Origin of the sequence: Companilactobacillus allii (genome assembly GCF_001971585.1) — a bacterium.
Taxonomy (GTDB): Bacteria; Bacillota; Bacilli; order Lactobacillales; family Lactobacillaceae; genus Companilactobacillus; species Companilactobacillus allii.
The window spans coordinates 1,159,914-1,176,846 of record NZ_CP019323.1; the positions used below are offsets into that span (position 1 = coordinate 1,159,914).

The following is a 16,933-nucleotide window of genomic DNA, read 5'->3' on the forward strand; positions in this document are numbered from 1 at the left end:
TAAATGGCAACCGATATTGATAAGGGTGCAGTTGATCGAAGTATTAACATGCTTAATGGTAAGCGATGGGGTCAATATGGATTCGAAGAAGTAAATAAGATCTATATGATGCCAGAAGATGACTGGATCAAGATTAAGAATGACCCACTTCAAATTATTAAAGTATTGAAGTATTTCCTGCGACATCATTACGATAAGCAACTACCGAGAATCCTAGGGTTAGAACGATATTATAAAGGCGATAATAATATTCACTATGCCAACTTTAATAAGAGTTCTACCCGTGCTGATAATCGTGTTACGAGTGGGTTTCCTAAGTTTATAACCAATATAGATGTAGGTTATCAGGTTGGTAATCCTATCAAGTTCCAATATAACGATGATAAGGATAGCGATAACGAAGATACCGATCTAGAAGATGCGGTTACTGACTTCAACAGCCGTAACGATGAGGCGTATCACGAAAAGGTTATGAAAAAGAATCTTAGTGTTACCGGTCGAGCTTATGAATTGGAATATGTCAGAAGTGGAACTAATGAAGTTGCAATCAAACCAATTGATCCTGCTAATGCGTTCGTTGTGTACGATACGACAGTCGAACAACACTCATTGTTTGCAGTCAGATATTATCTTGTTAATTACATGAACAAGCCAAAATACTACGTTGAGGTGTACACAGACGATACCGTTTATTACTTCACAGACGGGCAGAACCCTGCTACTGATTTAAAGTTTGATCACAAGGAAGAACATTACTTCTTTGATGTTCCGTTAACCGAATATCTCAATAATGATGAGCGTATAGGTAAGTGGGAACTCGAAATAGATAAGATTGATGCCATTGATAAATCATTGTCCGAAATGGCTAACAGTCAAGAAGACTACAGTAATGCAATTATGTGGATTAATGGCGACTTTGATATTACTGGCGAAGATGGCAAGCAAAATGAACACCCTGCAATTGACCGAAAAGCTGGAGTAATTTGGATGAAACCATCAGTGATTAATAATTTGAGTGGAACTGGTAGCACAGTTATTCCCGCTTCCATTGGATATGTTACTAAAGATGTTAATGTAGGCGATTGGAAGATTTATGTTGATCTACTCTCGGCACAGATTCACAAGGATACGAACACATTAGATACCACCGATAGTAATTTTGCTGGTCAACAAACTGGAGAGGCTATGTCATTTAAGCTGTTGGGTAGTGATCAAGAACGTTCTATTCAGGAATCGTTATATACCCGTGGTGTCATGCGTCGTCTAAGGTTGCTTTCAAACTATTTGGAAGTCACTGGTGTTATATCGCACGCAGATAACGTGGAGAATTTCCATATTATCTACACTCCTAACCTACCTAAGAACGATGAAAAGATTGTGGCTAATTCTGTATCACTTGTTAATACTGGCAAGATTTCAAATGAAACATTTTGGGATAGCATTGAGCCTATCACTGGTGTTAATGCTGAAACTGAGAAGAATCGCGTTGATGATGAGCAGAACGACGAGCTGGAGAAAGACCCACTTCAAAAAGTGTTCACACCAAAAGAGAATGAAACAGGTCAATCAATTGATAGCAAGGAGGTAGCCAACGATGATAGTAAAGTTAAATGATAATTATTCAACTTTTGCATTAGGTGACGCCGCAAAGCTCTTTCAAACTGCTAATAGCCCTGATGATAGAGAACTTCAATTAAGCCCACATGATTTGGAAATATGGGAACTGTTTAACATTACAACAGAAAATACTTTCAGATTTAGTTCAATATATTTCCGTGCCAAATATGTAGATACAAATAGTTTAAGAGTATTCGGGAACCCAATTAAGGGAAATCTAAGCAAAGAATCTTTAAAGGCTATCGGAGTGGAAGAGAACGATATAAAAGATCTAATTGGCTTGACCAAACCAATTAGGATAATTAAATTGTTGGAAGATAATTATGAAACTATCTAAAGATCAAGCTATTAGATTAGCAAAGTTAGTTTATGGTCAGGAAAGTAAGCGGGTCAAAGAGATTGAACAGGCTTATAAGCAATTGCAGACCGATACAATCGACACTATTAATTCTTATGTCAACGATGATAAGAGCTGGAATGCTAAAGCTCCATTAGATGACATCAAGCAACTATTGGAAGACGTTAAAAACTTATATGATGATCTGAACGATGATGAACAGAATCTCGTTAGAATGGCATTTAGTGATAATAAGTTGAAGTCAAATGGCGATATGTTGCTGGCCAAAGTTACCGGATTGATTATCGGAGTAGCAATATATCAAAGACGCCAATTAATTGGTGGTACTGCTGATATTTCCAAGGCTTATGAAGTTAAAAGTTACCAGTCTGCTAAGAAAATAATAAAAAAAACGCCTAAATTGAGTGGTAAAACTCAAGGAAGACGTTTTTCAAGTAATGTTGATGTAATTATGCAAAAGATGGCAAGAAATGCTGTTCTGGATCGACATATTGATACAGATATTATTTCATCAATCAATAAACAAACACTTCAAACTATCCGAAAGGTACGTGATATTGCTGAACGTGCAGCCAAATCTAATAAGGATTCATTAAACTGGCAAAACGAGGTGGCTAACGTATTAACTGGTGGTAATAGATTAACTAACGGTCAAATGGGAAGAGCTGCAGGAATGATTCGAACAGCTACAGCTCAATCTATTAATAGAACAACGTTAGAAGGTCTAAAGAAACGTAAGGTTAAGCGGTACAAATTTGTATCACTTGAGGCACCAACAACTTGTGCTGATTGTCATAATTTAGATGGCAAAATATTCAATGTAGCTGATGCTGAGGAGGGCGTTAACTACCCGCTGATACATATAAATTGCCAATGTATTGTTACGGAGGTTAACGAAGATGATGATTGGGATACGTCAACTCACGACATTACAGAAGATTTCAAGAAGCTATAGTTTTTTAATGCTATCGATATAATAATTGCACAATTCTTCTAAATCTTTCTTTGTACTGCCAGGGTATGGAGTAAATTTATCGGGGTCATTGCCATACGTTTCTACAGCACCATAGTGCATGTCTTCCTTATCGATAAAATATCCTTTTCCTAACATCAAGAGTTCTCTTTCCCTTTTATCAGGGATATTCATAAGTCTTGAGTCAATCCAGTCATTGAATGAACTGGCATCAAAAAAGAATTTATTAGCATGATCTATAGTTTCCATATCCTGATCCGTAGTTTCTAAAAAATCACCACTTATGAAACCAACCATTATTTTTTTAATTGAATCAATATGCTCATTTTGTGTTTCAATTTGATCCTTAATTTTTTGATTGTGTAGTCGCTGGTCTCTGATATTTTGTACATGTTGTTGATATATAGGCATAAATACAGCAATAACTAATGCGACCAGTGATGATCCTATTTGTACCCATTGAGTTAAATTCATTTTGTTGCCTACTTTCATTAATTTATATATCAATCATACCAAGTTAAATCACTCTTTTTTCTAGAAATTTGAGTGTTTTTTTATTGCCATTTTTTCGGTAGCTGGCATAAAAGAACAACTGATAAGTTATACCACTTAAAAAGTATATGGAGGAATTTTCTAATGAAATCACTATTAAAAGCACCATTAAAGTTAAATTTACAATTTTTTGCCGAGGGTGACGGTGGCACTGAAGGTAGTCAACCTGCTGGAAATGACAATCAGGTAGCAACAGAAGACGAAAAGGAAACAGATGGCGAAGATGATCCAAAAGATAAAGAAGACGAGAAGAAATATACTCGCGCTGATTTCCGCAAGATGTTCGCTGGTCAAATGAATGAATTTAAATCTAAAGAGTTACCCGATTTGTTAAAAGAGGCAGAACAACGTGGAGCGGAACGTGCCAAGATGTCGGATAAGGAAAAGGCCGACGCTGATAAAAAGCAACGTGAAGACGAATTAAATAAGAGAGAACAGGCTTTAAATCAACGTGAAGCACTTGCCGATACTACGACACGTTTATCCAACGAGGGACTACCTACATCATTTGCACCAATGTTAAATGATCTTGATGCTGATAAGCGAGCAACTAACATTGATAACTTTAAAAAGGTATTCAGTGAGGCTGTTCATACTGGCGTTCTTGATCAAACTAAAGGTGGCAAAACACCAAGTGCTGGAGATGGTGCAACTCATGAAGAAAATTCTGGTGCTCAATTTGCTGAACAAGCAAACAAGCAAGGTCAAGGGACAATTAAAGATGACCCTTGGAAATTAAAATAGGAGGAACGATATATGTATTACGGAGAAAATAATCACGTTGAAGAAATTAATTTTTTAGACAGTGAAAAATATGTTTCATTTCCATACAAAGTTAGTGCTGAAACTGTCGGCGTAGTTAATGGTGTATTGCCTGCTGGATCAGTTATCCCAACTAACGATGCTAAAGCAGTAGCGGTAACTATTAATGATGTTGATGTATCACACGGCACACAAATGGTAGGTGGTATCGTCGATGGATTCATTAACGCTGCTAGATTACCAGTAGCACCAACTGCTGATGCAATTACAGCACTCAAACGAATTACATTTTCAAATACTGAAACAGAAAGCGAGGCTTAATAAATGGCTGACATTTTAAAATTATTTAGCACAAAGAACGTATTATCATACGTTCAAAACCGTTCATATCAAACTTATTTAGGCGACACACTATTTCCTGCTCGTAAGGTTCCAAGCCTTGAAACAGAGATTCTGGAAGATACTTACACAGCACCAACTATTGCGCCAATTTCTGCATTCGATACAGAAGCACAAATTGGTAGCCGTGAAGCCAACGTTCGTATGGCTGAACTAGGTTATATGAAACGTAAGATTCAGCTCAAAGAGAAAGATCTAGTAGCATTAAGAAACCCGCGTACAGCAGAAGAACAAGCATATTTAACTCAATTGGTTTACAACGATACCGACAAGATGGTTACCGGTGTTCTTGCACGTATTGAGTTAATGCGTATGCAAGTTTTAGCAAACGGAATTGTTTTGCCTGATGATAAAGATGTTAATTGGAAAGTTGATTACAAGTTACCAAAAGAACATCAAGTTAAGGCGGATTGGAGCGACAAAGACGCCGACATTATTGGAGATATTCAAACTTGGGTAGATACATTAGATAGTGCACCAACACGAGTTATCACATCTAATAAGGTTAAGAATGCAATGTTACAAAATAACATGATTTTAGATTACTTCAAGCGTCTAAATCTTATTCCATCACTGACAGGATTAAATCAAGTTATGGACCAATTAGGGTTACCAATCCTTGTAACTTATGATCTAAAGTATCGTGAAGCTGATGCTAAAGGAAAATTGACTACAAAAAGTTATTTCCCAGAAAATAAATTTGTAATGTTTGATGAAAACACAACAGGCGAAACACTTTACGGTCCAACACCTGAAGAATCACGACTATTATCAAACAGCAATATCAATATGACAGTTGGCAATGTGTTTGCAACAATGTATGAAGAGGGAAATGACCCAGTCGGAACTTGGACAAAAGCTGCAGCTACTTCATTACCAACACTTGCAAATACAGAGCAACTATTCCAAGCAGAAATTACTTTACCAGCGTCAAAATAGAACCGCCACGAAATAGTGGTGGCGATATTCCAATGAAACCAACTAACGTAACAGTTAATCCAACAATTGATGGTGCTGCTATTAGTGTTAAATAAGAGGTAATCTAATGGTCGAAGAAATTGAATCAAATATTTTGAATGATTTCAAAGTTCAAAAAGGTATTAAAGATACAGAAATGGATGAAATTTTAAAAATATACATTCATCAAGCAATACAAGAAGTTGAATTATACATAGGCGAAAGTAAGTTACCTGATATTTTGAGTGGAATCATAACTCAAATGGCCGAGGGAAAATTTACTAAAGCCGGCGCCGAGGGAACTACCGCAACAAGCGAAGAGGGATTATCATACACATTCAGCGCCAATGATCTAACTCCATTTCTACCTTCAATTGATGGTTATATTCGTAATAAAATTGGCTCAAAAAGTATAGGAAAGGTGGTAACTTTTGATTGATATTAAAAGATATTATCTTATTAACTAAACAAACTAAAGCCAGTGCAGACCCATTAAATCATACTGTGACCTATTCTGAGAAGCCGTATTTCTCCGCAAAAGTAACCGAATTAAATGGTGCTACTGCTCAAAATAATTCTATAGGAGCTCAATATGAGCATACCTACGTTATTAGATTACAGGGTATTCATCAAGCTGATAAAGTTGCTTTTGCAAACGAATGTAATTCATTTAATAAAAGATCATACGAGATAATTCAAATAAGACACCATCATTTTAAAACTGATATATACGTTGGTATAACAAAGGTATCATCATGAGTTGGAACAATGATCATATCCCAACTGTTAGAATTACTGCCGAAGACGAATACAGTCATGTGATGACTGATATGGCAAGTAAATTTAAACAGCTTGGAGATGAAGAATTATCCAAAAGCATTTTAATGGATAAGTCAAGGCTAAATACAAATATTCCAAAGTCTGTCGAAAAGATTGCTAATGATGAAGTTGATGGTGCTATGAGGTTAATCAAAGAACGACAATATCACTCTAAAAGTGGCTATGTTGGCCACGGAAATCTTTTGCATTCAATTCGTGCTGAGTTTAAAAAAAATGGTTTCCAAGCAGATATTGCGCCACACGCAATGTCTAAAAATGATTACGAATATGGTCAGGCATTTGAATTTGGATTAAGACATAAAAACTATCCTGCACAGCATCCCATGCGAGATAGCGGAAAAAGTCTTAATGCAGATAAGTACACAAATGATGTTATTAACAATTCAATAAAGTAGGTGGTCAAAATTTCGCCTCAAAGAGATTTAATGATAAGTGCTATTACAGAATTAAACAAATTTGGAATACCTGTATTTGATATTGAAGATAGTGACAGTGATCAATGCCCACAAATTATCGTTTATATTGAAAATACAAGTAACTCTAATCGCGCTAAAAATGAAAGAAGATCATCATACACATTAAATGTTGATTATTATGACGTTAAAGATAATGATAATAGTCAAATGATGGATAATTGTTACATGATTCGACAATTGCTTCAATATTTGAAGTTATCTAATTATTATTGTCAATCGGTTGGGTTTGATGAAAGAACCTCAATTGACACATCAACTTCACAAATATTAAGACGTCATAATATGATGATTGATTATGAAATAACAGAACGAGCATTCTTTTAAAAAAGGATGTCTATTTTTTTATCAAAAAACACAATGAAAAGAGGAATATTTCATGTCTCAAACAGGAAATATTGGTAGCAAGATTAAAGCAACTGCGTCTGGTCGTGACGCTGATAAGATTTTATATTTTTATAAGCGTATAGAACATGAACCAAAATCTAACACAATTCATATTTTAGGATTGCAGGGTGCCACATCTGGGACCAATACCAAAACTGCTCAATCAACCGCAACTAAAACTGCGACTATTAAAGGAATTGGTGCAGCAAACCAACAACGAACTGTTGATACAATTTTCCAAAATCCTAAAGAAAACGAAAAAGATTTGTATTGGGATTTATATGCTGCTTGGGAAAAAGGTGAAAAGATGGGATTATGGCGTGTTGACTTTAATACAGTCCACGGCACAAAGCCAAATCGAAAAGTGCAAGCACAATTCTCACAAGCATATTTACCCAATTTGCCAAACACAGAAGCACTTGCAGGTACAGCAACATCTAACCTTCAATTTGAAGTTGATGGATTGGAACGCGCGTTAAATACAGACGAAAATGCGTTTGAATTAGATGAAGTTGATTTTGATGACGGTGTATTTGATAGCGTTAACAAATTATACAATTTCTCACATGGGATTGATCTTGGAGTTGATGAAAATGGGAATGTTGTTGACGAAACCTTAGATGATGATTCAATTATGGTTCAAAATACTACAACTGGTGAAGATGTCTACGGTCCAGCATACAAATCTGTTGATATCGGAAATGAATCAACTCCGATTAATCCAACTGATGTAACTGCAAGGCCAACAATTGATGGAGCAGATGTTGCAACGAAATAAAACAATAGGAGATTTTAAAAATGGAAGATAGAACTAATGAAATTTTAAATATTTATGATAAAACGGGAAAAATTGTAGCAACAGGAATTAAGGGAGCAACAACAGCGGCAATCACAGAACTATCAGCGGGAACGGTGGTTAACGCTGGAGATTACAAAGTTTCATTCACCGATGCAACTTCAAAAATTGAATCTGAAAAGATTGATGTCCCAGTATTTACAGTTCTTTTAGCGACTGATGCGCCATCAGAAGTTAAGACAACAGCAACTAAAGATGGCGCAACAATTTCAGTAGAATAGTTTAAAAATGAGCATACTCACTCGGTGAGCGGTGGTGGACGGAAGTTAAATTAAAGGGAGAAATCGTAATGATTCAATTAACAATCAAAAAAAATAATGTACAACCAGATTATAATTTTAGACTTTATAAAAATATCGTTGGTTCAAAAAAAGAACAACAAGACGAAAATTTTAGTAATTTTATTCAAGGTTTGTGCGATGACAATCCCGATGCAATTATTGATTTTGGAGTGGCTGTTTCAGGACATGAATTGACTGACGTTGCGGTTGCTGATCAGTTTGGTGAACAAGGCATGTTTGATGACGTTGAAGCAACTTCAAACGAAATTATTGATGGGTTGTTATCAAACGGTTTTTTAGCAGCGAAAGTAAAAATGTTCTTGAATTCCGAAAAGTTATCAATCAAGAGAATGAAGCAAGCTCAAGAAATTGGTACATTGAAAGATTCAGACAAAACGGAAATGGAAATGACAATCAAAATGACGGAAGATTCTCAGAAAATTCACGAAAAGAAATTGAGCAAGAAAAGCAAATAAAGCCGGCATTTGATTTTGATGATTTGTTAATTGAATCGCGCCGAACAATTGGTATTGTTGATGTTGATGATTTTTATAAATTAACTCCTAACGAATTTAAAGACTTAAAAAAGGGCGCTCAATTAGCAATTTACGATGATCTTGTTTATTCACAAATTAAAGCAGGAATGGTAAAACCAATTGCTCTAATCGATGATGTTAAAAGTCAATCCGAAAACATCACTCAAGTATTGGAACAGTTTAAAAATGATATTGAAAATGATGGAACTCAAGCAAAACACAGTGTTGATATGAATCGATTATACGATTTACTTTTGAGGAAAGGAGGAAAAAAATAATTGCCTGACATTGTTGTTAACAAAATAATTAAATATAGTGCTGAGGACGCTTTGACGCCTGTTGCTAATCGATTAAAGAGTGTAATTGATAATTTTACTAAAAATCATACAACAAAGTTTGATGGAACATTTGATGATACTAAAATCAAATCGTTTAAACAAGAAATCAATGGTTTACCAAAAGAAGCCAAAACAGAATTAAATGCAATGGCTGAGCAAAGTGGTTTCAGGAATTTTAATCAATATTTGAAGTCATTACCTAAAATTCAACAAACAAAACTTGAAGCAATGATCAACAAAAGTGGTTTTACAGCTTTTAAAGCAGAATACAAATCGTTGCCTAATTCTAAGAAAACAGAATTACAATCAATTGCTAAAATTGAAGGTTTTAAGAATTTTGATGATATGTACAGAAAAGTTCCGAAAGAAGCAACAACTAAACTAAAAGTTGTTTCTAACAAAAATTCTATAAATCAATTTGAAAATGCCATTAAGAAAATTCCTGATAAACATAAGACGACACTAACGGCACAAGATAATACTGGTGGTGTTTTTTCACGATTATTTGGTAATCTTAGAAAATCACGAGATGAAGCGACCAAAACACACGGTATTTTTGGGTCAGTATTTGGAGCTTCGATAATATCGTCGGCGGCAATAAGTGGATTTGGTACCTTAAAGAATGCAATATCAAGTGCCAAAGATGAAGCTGTACAATATGCACATGATCAGCAAACAATGAATGCAACCTGGTTAACTTTGACTGGTAATGCTGACAAAGGTAAAAAGATGGTTGATATCACCAATCAAATGGCAAGCGCTGCTAACAACTCTGTCAAAATGGTTGATGAGTTAAACCAAAAATTTTATTCGGTAACTGATAATGTCGGATTAACTAAGAATTTGACTAACTCTGTTTTAACGTTGCAAGATGCCTTTGGTAAAACCGATGACGCAGTTATGAATTTCGGAACGCAATGGGGTCAAATGGAAGCAAATGGCAAAGTTTCCGCACAAGACATGATGTCGTTTGTTAACGTGTTTCCTAAAATTCGTCAAGAACTATTAAAAACAGAACAAAAAATGACCGGTAATAGTAACTTAACTATGCAGCAAATGAACGATATGATGTCTGCAGGGAAGATCTCCAGCGACACAATGAATAAAGTGTTAACGGGAATGGCTGGCAAATATGGTGATGCTACCAAGAATTTCGGTTCAACAATCGATGGAATGGGTAGAACTATCAAAACACAAGTTCCATTATTGCTATCATCATTTACGAAACCGTTTGTTAACGCTGAAAGTCCTATTTACAAAGCTGTTTCCGATTGGATTAGTGATCCGAAAACTAAAAGTAAGTTTGCTGATTTGGGTACCACTGTATCAACTGGAATGAATAATGTTATGAAGGCATTTTCTGGCGGATCTAGCTCAAAGGATATTTCTAAAGGCATGAATAATGCTATTGATAATATTCAAGCTGGATTTAAGTCATTTTTTGAATACATAGCAAAACATGCCGATGATATTAAAACGGTAGCTAAATCATTAGGAACAATTTTGAGTATTATTGGTAATACTGTTTTTAAAACTGCCGGAATTGTTTTTGAGACAATTGCTGATTCGCTCGGATTAATGTCTAGCAATTCTAAAAAGTCTAATGATCCTTTAAAAACTTTCGCTGATATTATGGGAAATATAGCAAAACATCAGACAGCTATTAAAGTAATTACCACTTCATTATTAGCACTTTTTGCAGCTAAAAAAATTTCGAGTTTTGCGTCAAGTCTTGGTGTTATTAAAGATAATTTAGGTAAAATTGCAGGAACAAAACTTACAAATTTAGGCGGATTGAAGGACGCAAATACATATCTTGGTGCCGAAGCATTAAAACCGTCAAACGCAAAAGCAACCGTTGGAATGAGAATGGAAACAATGTCAACGGCAGGCAAAGTTGCTACCGGAGCCGTTGGTGTCGGCATTGCAGCAAGTGCCGGGATTGATATTTACAAAGCAATAAAAACCAAAAATCCTACAAAGAAATTTGAAGAGTTTGGTAAAGCAACCGGTACAGTTGTTGGTGGCGGTATTGGATTTATGCTAGGTGGACCAGCAGGTGCAGCAATCGGATCACAAATCGGGGGTGTTTTAGGCAAAGCCGGTGGTAACGCCGCCAAACAATTTGGTGATGAATGGGGTAAAGCTGGTAAAAAAGATGCTAAACCGCCAGATGGATTGGTACCTAAGGCAAGTTATTATGCTCGTAAAGCAGTAGATGGAATGACTGCTTGGGGACGTGGTATAGCTGATTGGGTCAAAAAGCATAAAGAAGAATTAATTTTAACTATGGTTAATCCATTTTTAGGTATAGCTGATTGGTTGTTGAAAGACACTAAATCAGGTAAAAAGTTTCAAAAATGGGTATCGAAGATTGTAAAAGATATTCAATCTGGATTTAAATCATTCAATAAAAAAGCCGAAAAAATTGGCAGTAACATAGTAGATGGAATTGTTAAGGGAATGAAGGGCTTTGGTAAATTAGCACTTTACGCTTTAGCATTACCAGTCGGAATAGTTGCTACTATTATGAAGCCGTTGTCGAAACCACTTAAAAAAGTAATGACGTCGTTAAGCAAAGATTTAAAGAAGGATTGGAAAGGCTTCACAAGCTGGTTAGGCGATATTTTTGACCCAATAGCAAAAATCTGGGATAAATCTTGGAAGAAAATATCTAAAGTTATTAAGCCAGACACTATTTCGAAAAACGTTTCTAATGAGCTCGGAAAAATGTCAAAAGATGTTAAAAAGTCTAAATGGGCTCAAGATTTAGGCAATGATTTTGATAAAGCTAAAAAGACGGCCAATACTTGGGGATCTAACATGGGCTCATGGTGGTCAGACTTTAGCTCTGATTTTAGCAAAAGTTGGAATTCTACTTGGTCGAACGCAAGTACTCATATGAGCAAAAAATTTAGTGGTTTGAAAAAATGGTATGGTGACTTTTCAGGTGGCATGAATTCATGGTGGTCACAATTTAGTTCTAGTTTTTCAAAAAGCTGGAAATCTGTTTGGCAAGGTATATCAGATACATTTAAAGATATATTTGATGGATTAAAAAAAATTGCCAAGAATTCTTGGAATGGCATAATTACCGTTATCAACAATGGTATAGGGGCAATTAATGGAGTGATTACTACGTTTGGAGGCAGCAAACTAGGAACCATTAAAAAACTTGAAACTGGTAGCAATTATCATCCAGGTGGTTTAGCGAGAATTAATGATGCTAATTCACCTGTTTATCGAGAAATTGTTAAAAACAAAGATGGGCATATGTATTCACCTATCGGTAGAAACGTAGTTGTTCCACTTGAAGCTGGATCATCCGTTTTACCAGCCCAGCAATCAAGGCCTTATGTTGAATCTGGCATGATTCCAGCGTATGAAAACGGTATCGGTGATAACCTTTCTAATTTCTTTGATTCAGCGACTGGAGGAATTTCCGACAAATTAAGTGATGCCGGTTCGTGGGTAACAAGCAAAGTTAAAGATATCGGTGGAGACATTGAAAAGGGAATTAAGTTCGCTGCTGATTTTATTAAAGACCCTATTGGGAATTTAACCAAAGCGTTTGAATCTGTTACGGATGGCAAGTTTGCTAAAGAAGAATTTTCTTCAAAAATGGGTCCAGCGACCGGAAAAGGAATAGTTAAAGGTATATCTGACAAAGTTAAATCTTTAGCTACATCATTTAAAAAGTCACTTGAATCTGTCACAAGTTCAAGCGGTTCAATGCCAGCAGGTTCTTATGGTTCGATGATTAGAGCAGCTGCAGCATATATGCATCAAAGCGTTACTGATTTTAATGTTGACATGATTGAACGAATTATCGGTAATGAATCTGGTGGAAATCCTAAGGCCATTAATTTAACTGATAGTAATGCAAAGGCGGGACACCCTTCAAAAGGAATCCTTCAATACATTGATGGAACTTTTAAGAATTATGCAATGCCTGGTCACACCGATATTTGGAATCCAATGGATCAATTAATTGCTTTATTTAATGATGCTACATGGCGTTCTGATATGGGTATGGGTTACAACGGCAAGTATGGTGAATGGCGTGGCTCTGCTTCAGGACCATCAGGACCAAGACTAATGGCTGAGGGAGCACATGTTTGGAATGCTACCAATGCAATTATTGGAGAATCTGGAGACGAGTTTGCTATTAATCCAAGCAAAGCTAGCGCATTGCCATTAACAGCTTCACTAATTAATCGTTTAAGCGATTTTCATCCACAATTGAAGACTTCAAGTTTAACTTCAAATTTGACATCAAACGTTGGAGATAAATTAACAGCAGTGATCAACTTATTGAGTTCAATTAACGATAAGGATTATCAACCACAACTAAGTTTGACGAGAACTTCGTCAGATATGAATCAACAAAATAAACGTGATACTGATATCTATGCATATCAACAAGGAAGGAGACAATAATTTGACAGAAAGAGTATTTAAGGACGATTTAGCGACAGCCAAACCACATGCTTATGGGTTTTCACACGGTCATGACAGGCCAGGATTGCCAACTGAGCCGATTGAGGTAGCGATAAGTTCAAATGGTGAAAATTGGCAATCGTATTATGATAATGATGAATTTGGAAGAACATTCTGTTATGACTGGGATATTCCTTTAGTAAATCCAGTTGAACAATTTCAAAAGATTAATACTCGCGATGGCCAAAATTTGAATTCTTCTTCGTTTGATAGTAGAGATATAACAACGACATGGATAATTGATAGCAATAGCAAGGCTGAATTTCTTCAAAGATTTCATGAAATTCAAAAGTTTTTCATGTCACGCGATGGATTTTGGTTATCGTTTGGTAATCAACCTGCATATAAGTATCGCGTTAAAACACGAGTATTTACTCCAACATATTTTAATGACCGTTCTGCCAGTATTTCAATTATTTTCAACAACTATACCGGCATGAAAGAATCCACAGGAACTTCATTAGAAATATTTGATAGTACTAAAGATTTCTTCGATTTTGGTATGGGAATCCCCAATACTGATAATTTAAAATGGAAATTTAATACTAACAATTTCAATGTATTCAATCCTTCAGATCTAGTCATTGACCCATTATCACAACATCATTTTTTAAAAATACATATTAAAGGTGTTGGAATACCAACTATTGTTAATAAGACGACGGGGGAAACTTTTTCTTATAGTAAATATTTAAGTGGAAATGATGAATTAGTTGTTGATGGCGTTGATCCTGTTATTAATGGGATAGCTGACGGAATTAATTCAAATCATGGAACAATCAGTTTAAATCGCGGTTACAACGAATTTGATATTTCTGGTTTATCAAATTTTGAAGTATCCTTTGAATTCTACTTCATATATTTCTAATGAATGGGCATAAATTATTTGTCAAGTCAGCTGACAATCAGAACGAAGAATGGCTAACTTGCATTAATGAAGATACCTTTCAACTTTCAAGCCAGATAAGTGATAATTTTCAAATAAGTTTTACGGCGTGGCTGTCAGATGATGCGAAAGTGTCTTTCGACATGCTTCAAGGTGAATCTTATGTCATTTATGACGGACAAAAATATGTGATTAAACAATGTATTCAAAAATATGTTGATGATCTAGTAACCAAAGATATAACCGCAGTTCATGAGATATTTGGGATACAAAATTTTAGACAATTTAAAATCAATAGTGGAAGTGATTCATATTCGATTGATAGCATGCTGAAGTTTATATTTGATAGTCCTTACAACACCGAGGGCTTTGACTATAAAATAATTGGGACATTTTCTAAAGTTGATATAATTGATTGGGGAAATTGCTCTGGACTTGACGCAATACAAAAAGCCGTTGATAGTTATGGAGCTAAGTGGCTGCCAAATGGTAAGACCGTGATTTTGTATGATTCTAATAGTTATAAGAATCCAACAAACAAGCAATACATTTGGGCTCATAATACAAATGATATTGAATTATCTGTGGATTATACATCGATTCAAAATGGTGCAATGCTTTATGGAGCTACAAAAGATGATAGTCATACACAAACGCCAGATAGCAACACTGTAATTGATAGTGCTGGTATTTCGATGACAGCAACTCCAACGGGCAAAGACACCAAAGGAACTATTTCAAGTATGTCCGGAGCACCTGTTTACAGTTCACCAACAAAGAAAATAGCAACTGGCCAAATTCTTGATAATGGAACTACTTGGAAAATCAGTAAGCAAGTCACAGTTGATGGAACGATTTGGTATCGTGTTGCAACTAATGGATGGGTCTCTGAAAAGTACTTTCGCTTTGATCAACCTGATGATGTTAAACCGGAAACTCATTCAATTAATTTGGTTTATGGCCAAGGGACAATTAAAATGGATGATTCAGATTCATCTGATGATGACAATTCGACATCAGAAACAACAACCGGACCAGCATCGGGCACAATTTCAACTATGGAAACTGATGGGGCACCCGTTTATAGCGACCCATCTGATTTAACGTCGATTGTTGATCATTTAGCAAACGGAACATCGTGGGCAATATTTAGCAAAAAAACAATTAAAGATGTTGTTTATTACAAAGTAGGAGTTAACGAATGGGTTTCTGGAAAATATATTCCATTTGATAAAGATGGAGACGTTAAACCGGAAGACCACACAATTCAAAAGGTTTCAGGTCAAGGAACCATCAAATCAGATGATACTGTTTACGTTTATGATTCTGCATTCACTCCTCAAAATAAAACTGGTGTAGAACTAGCAAAGGGAACACAATGGAAAATCAGTAGTTCGGTATCTGATGGCGCTCAAGGGAAATCGTGGTATTTAATTGGAACCAATCAATGGGTATCTCAAGACATGTTCGATTTTAGTGGTAAAACCGATGTTGAACCAGTAGAAGTTGTGACTCCATCAAAGGGAGCTGAAGTTTTTAATTCTCCATTTACACCTCAAAAAGTCATCAGATATCTTTTTGATGGCACTCAATGGAAAATTAATGGCTCGGTGTCTGATGGTGCAAACGGAAATTCATTTTATCGAGTAGCAACTAACGAATGGGTTAATCAATCGAATTTTGATTTTAGTGGTGCTACTGATGTTGAACCCACCGAAACTGATGGAACTGACGGAACTGATGGAGACAAAGAAAATTATGTTTTTACACCGTTTTTTTTATTTTAATTCACAATCACGTAGCGAATTTGGATTAAAGATAGGCGAAGATATTACTAATGATCAAATCAAAGATGTCGAAGCAATGAAGAAATATGCTGATTCAAATATGCAAACAGAACCAGTTGTTGAATTGTCTGTTAATGTGTCTTATCAAGATGACGACATGAAAATAGGTGATACAAGTTATTTAAATGCAGAGCCTCTCGGAATTCAAACAATGATCACATTGAATGGAATCAGCGGGAATCCATTAACAAATGATAGTCCTATGACAATATCATTAGACAATTCAAAATTATCACACAAAAATATTAATTATGAGATTTCCGATAAATTACGATTATCGGAAAGGAATAATAACTTATTGAATAAAACAATAAAAAAGCTAACTTCAAGAATTAATATGCTTGAAGTTAACCAAAATGAGGAGGCGTAGC

19 protein-coding genes are annotated in these 16,933 nt (G+C 35.5%); 18 read left to right on the top strand and 1 reads right to left on the bottom strand.

All coding sequences use genetic code 11. From position 1 onward, the window contains the following. Positions 1-3: 3 nt before the first annotated feature. From BTM29_RS05625 to BTM29_RS05635, 3 genes are read left to right on the top strand one after another with little or no spacing between them, the layout of a single operon-like run. Positions 4-1,614 (top strand): phage portal protein, encoded by a 1,611-nt coding sequence (locus BTM29_RS05625; protein WP_076614576.1) that lies wholly within the window; start codon positions 4-6, stop codon positions 1,612-1,614. Continuing rightward, entirely contained in the window at positions 1,595-1,954 is a 360-nt protein-coding gene (locus tag BTM29_RS05630) for a hypothetical protein (RefSeq protein WP_076614577.1), read from the top strand. Before BTM29_RS05625 ends, BTM29_RS05630 begins: the two co-directional genes overlap by 20 nt. After that, positions 1,941-2,930, top strand: a complete 990-nt coding sequence (locus BTM29_RS05635; RefSeq protein WP_076614578.1) for a minor capsid protein — start codon at positions 1,941-1,943, stop codon at positions 2,928-2,930. Before BTM29_RS05630 ends, BTM29_RS05635 begins: the two co-directional genes overlap by 14 nt. Here the strand turns inward: BTM29_RS05635 and BTM29_RS05640 are convergent. Then, entirely contained in the window at positions 2,925-3,422 is a 498-nt protein-coding gene (locus BTM29_RS05640; protein ID WP_076614579.1) for a hypothetical protein, read from the bottom strand. The genes BTM29_RS05635 and BTM29_RS05640 overlap by 6 nt on opposite strands. A gap of 162 nt (positions 3,423-3,584) precedes the next feature. Here BTM29_RS05640 and BTM29_RS05645 point away from each other — a divergent pair, with 162 nt between their 5' ends. The 15 genes from BTM29_RS05645 to BTM29_RS05715 all read left to right on the top strand — a co-directional run bounded on the left by BTM29_RS05645 (position 3,585) and on the right by BTM29_RS05715 (position 16,932). Continuing rightward, complete coding sequence (locus tag BTM29_RS05645; RefSeq protein WP_076614580.1) at positions 3,585-4,244, top strand: DUF4355 domain-containing protein; 660 nt, start codon at positions 3,585-3,587, stop codon at positions 4,242-4,244. A 12-nt stretch (positions 4,245-4,256) separates the two neighbouring features. Further along, on the top strand, positions 4,257-4,583 hold the full coding sequence (locus BTM29_RS05650; RefSeq protein ID WP_076614581.1) for a hypothetical protein: 327 nt from the start codon (positions 4,257-4,259) through the stop codon (positions 4,581-4,583). A 3-nt stretch (positions 4,584-4,586) separates the two neighbouring features. Beyond that, a complete protein-coding gene (locus BTM29_RS05655; RefSeq protein WP_076614582.1) occupies positions 4,587-5,600 on the top strand; it encodes a major capsid protein in 1,014 nt (337 codons plus the stop codon). A gap of 106 nt (positions 5,601-5,706) precedes the next feature. Continuing rightward, positions 5,707-6,057, top strand: coding sequence for a phage head-tail connector protein (locus tag BTM29_RS05660; RefSeq protein ID WP_076614583.1), 351 nt, complete (start codon positions 5,707-5,709; stop codon positions 6,055-6,057). Beyond that, the gene (locus tag BTM29_RS05665; RefSeq protein WP_076614584.1) at positions 6,054-6,377 is read left to right on the top strand and encodes a hypothetical protein; all 324 of its coding nucleotides are present in this window, start codon (positions 6,054-6,056) and stop codon (positions 6,375-6,377) included. The genes BTM29_RS05660 and BTM29_RS05665 overlap by 4 nt, the downstream gene beginning before the upstream one ends. After that, positions 6,374-6,853, top strand: coding sequence for a hypothetical protein (locus tag BTM29_RS05670; protein ID WP_076614585.1), 480 nt, complete (start codon positions 6,374-6,376; stop codon positions 6,851-6,853). The genes BTM29_RS05665 and BTM29_RS05670 overlap by 4 nt, the downstream gene beginning before the upstream one ends. A gap of 30 nt (positions 6,854-6,883) precedes the next feature. Continuing rightward, positions 6,884-7,258 carry a phage tail terminator family protein gene (locus BTM29_RS05675; RefSeq protein ID WP_076614586.1) on the top strand — a complete coding sequence of 125 codons (375 nt, stop codon included), beginning with the start codon at positions 6,884-6,886 and terminating at the stop codon, positions 7,256-7,258. 52 nt (positions 7,259-7,310) lie between these two features. Continuing rightward, positions 7,311-8,096: a hypothetical protein gene (locus tag BTM29_RS05680; protein WP_076614587.1), complete on the top strand. Its 786-nt coding sequence runs from the start codon at positions 7,311-7,313 to the stop codon at positions 8,094-8,096. A 20-nt stretch (positions 8,097-8,116) separates the two neighbouring features. Beyond that, positions 8,117-8,395, top strand: coding sequence for a hypothetical protein (locus tag BTM29_RS05685; protein ID WP_076614588.1), 279 nt, complete (start codon positions 8,117-8,119; stop codon positions 8,393-8,395). A gap of 68 nt (positions 8,396-8,463) precedes the next feature. After that, positions 8,464-8,931, top strand: coding sequence for a hypothetical protein (locus BTM29_RS05690; protein ID WP_076614589.1), 468 nt, complete (start codon positions 8,464-8,466; stop codon positions 8,929-8,931). Between the two features lie 23 nt (positions 8,932-8,954). Further along, a complete protein-coding gene (locus tag BTM29_RS05695) occupies positions 8,955-9,269 on the top strand; it encodes a hypothetical protein (RefSeq protein ID WP_076614590.1) in 315 nt (104 codons plus the stop codon). Further along, positions 9,270-13,769, top strand: a complete 4,500-nt coding sequence (locus BTM29_RS05700) for a tape measure protein (protein WP_076614591.1) — start codon at positions 9,270-9,272, stop codon at positions 13,767-13,769. A 1-nt stretch (position 13,770) separates the two neighbouring features. Next, positions 13,771-14,697: a phage tail domain-containing protein gene (locus BTM29_RS05705; protein ID WP_076614592.1), complete on the top strand. Its 927-nt coding sequence runs from the start codon at positions 13,771-13,773 to the stop codon at positions 14,695-14,697. Then, positions 14,697-16,502: a phage tail protein gene (locus BTM29_RS05710; RefSeq protein WP_076614593.1), complete on the top strand. Its 1,806-nt coding sequence runs from the start codon at positions 14,697-14,699 to the stop codon at positions 16,500-16,502. Before BTM29_RS05705 ends, BTM29_RS05710 begins: the two co-directional genes overlap by 1 nt. Next, entirely contained in the window at positions 16,474-16,932 is a 459-nt protein-coding gene (locus tag BTM29_RS05715; RefSeq protein ID WP_076614594.1) for a phage tail protein, read from the top strand. Before BTM29_RS05710 ends, BTM29_RS05715 begins: the two co-directional genes overlap by 29 nt. The last annotated feature ends 1 nt before the right edge of the window (position 16,933 follow it).

Excerpts from the sequence above, each read along its gene's own strand:
- BTM29_RS05625 (WP_076614576.1), top strand. The coding sequence starts at position 4 with ATGGCAACCGATATTGATAAGGGTGCAGTTGATCGAAGTATTAACATG.
- BTM29_RS05630 (WP_076614577.1), top strand. The coding sequence starts at position 1,595 with ATGATAGTAAAGTTAAATGATAATTATTCAACTTTTGCATTAGGTGAC.
- BTM29_RS05635 (WP_076614578.1), top strand. The coding sequence starts at position 1,941 with ATGAAACTATCTAAAGATCAAGCTATTAGATTAGCAAAGTTAGTTTAT.
- BTM29_RS05640 (WP_076614579.1), bottom strand. The coding sequence starts at position 3,422 with ATGAATTTAACTCAATGGGTACAAATAGGATCATCACTGGTCGCATTA.
- BTM29_RS05645 (WP_076614580.1), top strand. The coding sequence starts at position 3,585 with ATGAAATCACTATTAAAAGCACCATTAAAGTTAAATTTACAATTTTTT.
- BTM29_RS05650 (WP_076614581.1), top strand. The coding sequence starts at position 4,257 with ATGTATTACGGAGAAAATAATCACGTTGAAGAAATTAATTTTTTAGAC.
- BTM29_RS05655 (WP_076614582.1), top strand. The coding sequence starts at position 4,587 with ATGGCTGACATTTTAAAATTATTTAGCACAAAGAACGTATTATCATAC.
- BTM29_RS05660 (WP_076614583.1), top strand. The coding sequence starts at position 5,707 with ATGGTCGAAGAAATTGAATCAAATATTTTGAATGATTTCAAAGTTCAA.
- BTM29_RS05670 (WP_076614585.1), top strand. The coding sequence starts at position 6,374 with ATGAGTTGGAACAATGATCATATCCCAACTGTTAGAATTACTGCCGAA.
- BTM29_RS05675 (WP_076614586.1), top strand. The coding sequence starts at position 6,884 with ATGATAAGTGCTATTACAGAATTAAACAAATTTGGAATACCTGTATTT.
- BTM29_RS05680 (WP_076614587.1), top strand. The coding sequence starts at position 7,311 with ATGTCTCAAACAGGAAATATTGGTAGCAAGATTAAAGCAACTGCGTCT.
- BTM29_RS05685 (WP_076614588.1), top strand. The coding sequence starts at position 8,117 with ATGGAAGATAGAACTAATGAAATTTTAAATATTTATGATAAAACGGGA.
- BTM29_RS05690 (WP_076614589.1), top strand. The coding sequence starts at position 8,464 with ATGATTCAATTAACAATCAAAAAAAATAATGTACAACCAGATTATAAT.
- BTM29_RS05710 (WP_076614593.1), top strand. The coding sequence starts at position 14,697 with ATGAATGGGCATAAATTATTTGTCAAGTCAGCTGACAATCAGAACGAA.
- BTM29_RS05715 (WP_076614594.1), top strand. The coding sequence starts at position 16,474 with ATGTTTTTACACCGTTTTTTTTATTTTAATTCACAATCACGTAGCGAA.